This is a genomic window from Vibrio sp. VGrn 2, assembly GCF_009361695.1.
GTDB classification, from domain to species: Bacteria; Pseudomonadota; Gammaproteobacteria; order Enterobacterales; family Vibrionaceae; genus Vibrio; species Vibrio diabolicus.
Genome location: NZ_RBWD01000036.1, coordinates 1 through 5324, shown reverse-complemented (window position 1 = coordinate 5324; position 5324 = coordinate 1). Strand labels below are relative to the sequence as shown.

Here is a 5324-nt window from a genome sequence, read left to right as displayed (position 1 = left end):
CTAGCATGGAAATGACCAATATTCGCCCTTTTCGCCGCTTTTCCAACCTATTACCCCGCCACTTTCACTCTTAGGCTACAACCACGTACATTCAGCCTGAGAGATCCGTTGCGGAAATAACGCCCTGCTAAGGGGTGAGCAACGCAATACCAAAACCGCCGCAAACCACCTTGATCACTAAATTCAACGCATAGTAAAAATGCCACGCGTTGCGAATCCCTCTTGAGCAGTTTGTTAGGCGACGACTTTTGGCTATCTAATGACCTCGAACAGCGAATGCAACACCGCAGACTATGAAAAGAACAATAAACCACAAAATTGCGGGCATCGGGTTTCCATTTTTAGCTTCAGACGCCAAATATGAATTGAACTCTTTTTTACTTTGTCTTCTGCCATGTTTCGTGGACAAATTGTGCTGCCCCAACGGTGTGGTTCCCGACTCAACATACTGTTTCGCAGATGCGAGTGTAGGTACAGGACCAAAATCATGAGAACCGTTTGCAGTAAGTACAAGCCAGCCTGAACCTTGTTTTACAATAAACCGCCCATCATCCACCGAGTATTGTCCCGCTTGGATTCTAGTTACCTTAGCCAATGTTAACTCCTAGTCGCCTAACGCCCTGCTAAGGGGTGAGCAACGCAATACCTAAGCCGCCGCAAACCACCTTAATCACTAAATTCAACGCATAGTAAAAATGCCACGCGTTGCGAATCCCTCTTGAGCAGTTTGTTAGCTGTGTTTTACAACACGAGCTTTGCTCCCAACATACCAAGACCTGCGATAGCTACCATCGTAAACCAAAGGTAAATCATAAAAGATAGGTATAACGAAAATAAACCTCTCACAGCTTTATCTAAGTTTGCACCTTCATCGTGCTGTAAGAAGTACGCTAGTTCTGCTGTAGGTATTGATCCAGCAAAGCTCTTAAATTTGAACTTTACCATCATCAAGCCCATTGAGACTGGAAGACTAGATACTAATAAAATGATTCCCACCGAAATCCAGACATTCTCAGGGGATTCATTACCTAAAACTACTGCTGCCCCGATCAACACTAAAAGCATTCCCAGAAAGCCCTTAAAAGATGACAACAATGAGTCTCTTGTTTTTATATACAGCCAGAATAGCGGCTTATCGAATTTTCTCATTTTTTCCTCAAACAGCTAACGCCGCGTTAAGTGGTGAACAACGCCAACCACCAAACTTAAACCATTGTACCTTAAACACTTAACCCGACTATAACTGAAATCGCCAAGCGTTGTGAATCCGTCTTGAACGCCTTGTTAGGCGAAGTTTCCCACCGGAGTTTAAGGTTGTCTGAAAGCAGATTACCCGAAACAAAATAAGCAACCAAGCACCCACTGACTTTTTGTGATTCAAGAACCACAAAACTCACTATGTTTCAGCCAAAATTCCAACGACCACGAAATGCGAATTTGCAGCGACTAAGTAGTTTTTGAACCTGAGAAACCCAAAGCTGCAAACTTAAAGCGAGAAAGAAAACCTCGATTAACTTGCCCTTGCCACACTTTGAGCCAATTAAACTCGCCACTAACCGTCTCCAAAAACCAATGAGGCAACCCACGAATTTTGGCATGTTTTACGGCAGGAGAGATTCAAGAATTTGAGCCGACAATGCCAAGTTGCCGACTTAGAAAAACGAATGCTCAAAGAGAACTAAGAAGATGAGAACAAAGAACTTTACTGCCCGTCGCCTAACGCCCTGTTAAGGTGTGAGCAACGCAATACCAAAGCCGCCGTATACCACCTTAAACACTAAAACCAACGCATAGTAAAAATGCCACGCGTTGCGAATCACTCTTAAACAGTTTGTTAGCACTTAGATTATCGCTGCTTCACAAACGCTATTGCTAACCCAGAAGACACGAATGTGATACCTGCACCAATATTTAACCCTGACACTAGTTTAGGCTTGTTTCTAAACCACTCAGACAATTGAGAAGAAAACACACCCATTAAGCTAAAGCCAATTGCTGTTAATGCTGCAAACCACACACCGTAGCCAATCATTTGAGTTGTCACTGAGCCTAAACTTGGGTTTACAAATTGAGGTACAAAAGCAAGAACAAACATACCTGGCTTCGGATTAAGTGCTGCTGATAGAAACCCAGTAGAAAAGATAAGTTTCAGAGACTGTTTTTTCGCTGGTTCCAGTGAGAACAGGTTTCTCGTACGGAGTACTTTCACACCTAACCATATTAGGTAAGCAGCACCAACCAGTTTTACAACATAAAACGCCACTTCAGAGGTTTGAATTAAAAGGGTTAGCCCGAATGTTGCTGCGACTACATGAAATAAAATACCAGCACCAGAAGACATGCCTGACATTACTGCCGCCAGTCGACCTTGGCTTAAACCTCTACCTATAGCGAGCAAGTTATCCGGACCCGGCGAGATCACCAAAAGTAAACAAGCTAATGTATAAGTAACAAATACCTCTAATGGAAACATAAAACCTCCTTGTTGAATGATTCTGAGTGCTAACGCCGCGTTAAGGGGCAGCAACGCGCTACCACCAAAATTCAATTTACCGCCGTAAACACAGATGCCAAGATTTAAACCAAACTCGCCACGCGTTGACTGTCCCTCTTGAACGCTTTGTTATGTGCGTGCTAGAAGGTAACGCCATACAGTGTTCTCGCTTTCATCTGTGTAGTTACCAAGGTATTCACCACCACAACTTTCGATGACCTTTCTTGACGCAAGGTTGTCAATTGAACAGGTGACAACAGCTGAGTCATTTAACACGTGGTCACGCACCCATGCGAGAAGGAATGACGCAACACCTTTACCACGAGCTGATGGTCTAGTCTCGTAGCCAATATGACCTATAACATTTTCAATGTACTCGTTTGTACCGTGACGAACCCTGATTGAACCAAGAATGACACCGGATTCAATACAGAAATAAGTTGTTATTGGAGACCAGCCAGCTGGTAATTCTTGCCCTTTGGAATAGGCAATTCTCTTTTTTAAATACGCACAACTGTCAATTTTTGCGTCATCATACAACTCTAAGCCATCTTCTACACAGGACTGCGCATAGTCTTTAAACTGTGCTTGGTGACTAAGTTTCGCTTTTGTAATTTCCATTTTACTCCTAAGCACATAACGCCCTGTTAAGGGGTGAGCAACGCAATACCGAAGCCGCCGCATACCACCTTAAACACTAAAACCAACGCATAGTGAAAATGCCACGCGTTGCGAATCCCTCTTGAACAGTTTGTTATGTGCGTGCTAACTGAGGTACTTTTGCCAATGTTGCTGCCCTTTCAAAACTACTCTGTAATCTTTGTAGTCCAATGAACTGTAGGGCTTTTTAGCTGCAACATTATCATCACCGACTTCTAGTGTGATTTTGAGGTAATCATTATCACGACAATACTGTTCGATACCATTCAATTGCGCCTTGCCAACCCCTTTACCGCGAAAGCTGTCCGACACCATAAAATCATGGATATTCATAACTCTTTGCGCACGATAAGTTGAGAACGATTCAAAGCAAACCGCAAAACCAGCAGGCTTATTGTCGACAAAACTGATAAATCCGTGGAAATAAGGCAACGCAAATAGCCGAGCAATTACTGAGAGATCTAGTTCAACTGAGAATCCAGACAGATACTCTTTGAACAGAGTCTCGAATATACTTTTGTCCTCAATGCTTTCTGTTTCGATACGCCTGATTGTGATTTCCATATTCATTTCCACCAAAGCACATAACGCCGCGTTAAGTGGTGAGCAACGCTACCACCAGACCTAAACTATTGTGCAGTAAACACTTAAGCTGATACAAACCAAAAATGCCAAGCGTTGTGAATCCGTCTTAAACGCTTTGTTATGTGCATATCGGTGACGTTTACGCTAACTTTCTCGCAATTTTGCTATCGAAAGACCTGCAACGCCTACCAACGCCCACTTGGCCGATGAAATGAACCAATAGAAAAAGCTTTCATTGGAATTCAATGTAGAAGCAACTAAGAAAATGCATACTGAAAAGAGCAGTATAAAAACCCACCACAAACCTCTCAGCTTTAACACCTTATTCAATAACTGTTCAATGGCAAAGCACACGGAAAGCGCTATCAGAAGAGAAACACCAAAGTTAAGCCATCCATTTTCAATTACGCTTTCCATTTTACTTCCTGTATGATTACGATTAACTGCCTATAAAACAAAAATTTAGAAATTTAAGCATCGTTTTATTCAAGCTTGGCTTATGCACATAACGCCGCGTTAAGTGGTGAGCAACCCGACCACCCAACTTAAACCGTGCCACAGTAAACACAAAACTCAACCAAAACAAAAATGCCACGCGTTGCGAATCCGTCTTTAACGCTTTGTTAGCTTACTACTTTCCGAGCATTCCAAACTAAAACAACAACTTATTTTGACATTAAACGTGAAGTCGAAATTATAAACATAGCCGATAACTTCAGGCGATGAACTTAGTATTAACTTGAGCTTAGCCAAAACCGCCGAGCGTGGAGACTCACGGAACTTCACCCACCAATGCTCGTATTAGATTTGCCGCTTTCAAGTACAAAACTTTGCCATGAATGAAATAGAGGCGGAGCTGAAATTACCACCAACAAACCAAGACCAGACCAGACCAAGAAAGCTTACGACCTCACACGGTAATAATGACCGCTAAAAAATGTTACTTGCTACCGAAGATACAACCAAAATATTTGCCAATCAGAACGCTCATTTTGACGATATGCCCAAACTAACATCAGCTATATGAGTTTGATTTTTCAGACTGTAAGCTAACGCCCTGTTAAGTAGTGAGGCACGCAATACAAATGCGTCTGCACTACTCCGTAAACACAAAACCCACTGCAAACCAAAAATGCCACGCGTGCCGAATCTGCTTGAACAGTTTGTTAGCTATTGAGGTAGAAAATCAGCAAAAACCTCATTGTATACCTTTTGGGCTATTTCTGTTTTTTCGGTAGGGCATCCATCTGCATCAAGAAAAAAGTGCGCTTTCGGTACAAAAACTCCATTTACAACATCGAGATCATCAAAACTCATTCCATCAAAGTATTCTGGATGATTCTTTAAATGCTGATTCAATAGAGGAAGAATTTGTTCCTTTGTAAGACTAACCACATTTGACATACTTATATCTCCTTATATTTGATTAACTGGTAATTCCCTAGTTTTTGGAAAGATAGCTAACGCGCAGTTAAGGTGTGAGAGACGCACATGCACCCTAACCTAAAATAAACTCTGATAAATCCGTGCCTATTTGGGCACTAAAACCCCAATGCGTTTCGAATCGCCTTGAACGTCTTGTTAT

At 42.2% G+C, this 5324-nt stretch carries 7 protein-coding genes; all 7 read right to left on the bottom strand.

Features of this window, described 5'->3' with window-relative positions; translation table 11 throughout:
- Positions 1 to 256: 256 nt before the first annotated feature.
- Positions 257 to 595, bottom strand: coding sequence for a hypothetical protein (locus D8S93_RS24660; RefSeq protein ID WP_152816208.1), 339 nt, complete (start codon positions 593 to 595; stop codon positions 257 to 259).
- 146 nt (positions 596 to 741) lie between these two features.
- Positions 742 to 1149 (bottom strand): hypothetical protein, encoded by a 408-nt coding sequence (locus D8S93_RS24650; protein ID WP_152816202.1) that lies wholly within the window; start codon positions 1147 to 1149, stop codon positions 742 to 744.
- Between the two features lie 697 nt (positions 1150 to 1846).
- Positions 1847 to 2473 carry a LysE family translocator gene (locus D8S93_RS24640; RefSeq protein ID WP_152816199.1) on the bottom strand — a complete coding sequence of 209 codons (627 nt, stop codon included), beginning with the start codon at positions 2471 to 2473 and terminating at the stop codon, positions 1847 to 1849.
- A gap of 150 nt (positions 2474 to 2623) precedes the next feature.
- Positions 2624 to 3115, bottom strand: a complete 492-nt coding sequence (locus D8S93_RS24635; protein ID WP_152816196.1) for a GNAT family N-acetyltransferase — start codon at positions 3113 to 3115, stop codon at positions 2624 to 2626.
- Positions 3116 to 3259: 144 nt separating this feature from the next.
- Positions 3260 to 3718 carry a GNAT family N-acetyltransferase gene (locus D8S93_RS24625; protein WP_193621678.1) on the bottom strand — a complete coding sequence of 153 codons (459 nt, stop codon included), beginning with the start codon at positions 3716 to 3718 and terminating at the stop codon, positions 3260 to 3262.
- A gap of 165 nt (positions 3719 to 3883) precedes the next feature.
- On the bottom strand, positions 3884 to 4156 hold the full coding sequence (locus D8S93_RS24620) for a hypothetical protein (protein ID WP_152816191.1): 273 nt from the start codon (positions 4154 to 4156) through the stop codon (positions 3884 to 3886).
- A gap of 753 nt (positions 4157 to 4909) precedes the next feature.
- Positions 4910 to 5143 carry a DUF2498 family protein gene (locus D8S93_RS24615; RefSeq protein WP_152816188.1) on the bottom strand — a complete coding sequence of 78 codons (234 nt, stop codon included), beginning with the start codon at positions 5141 to 5143 and terminating at the stop codon, positions 4910 to 4912.
- Between the last annotated feature and the right edge of the window lie 181 nt (positions 5144 to 5324).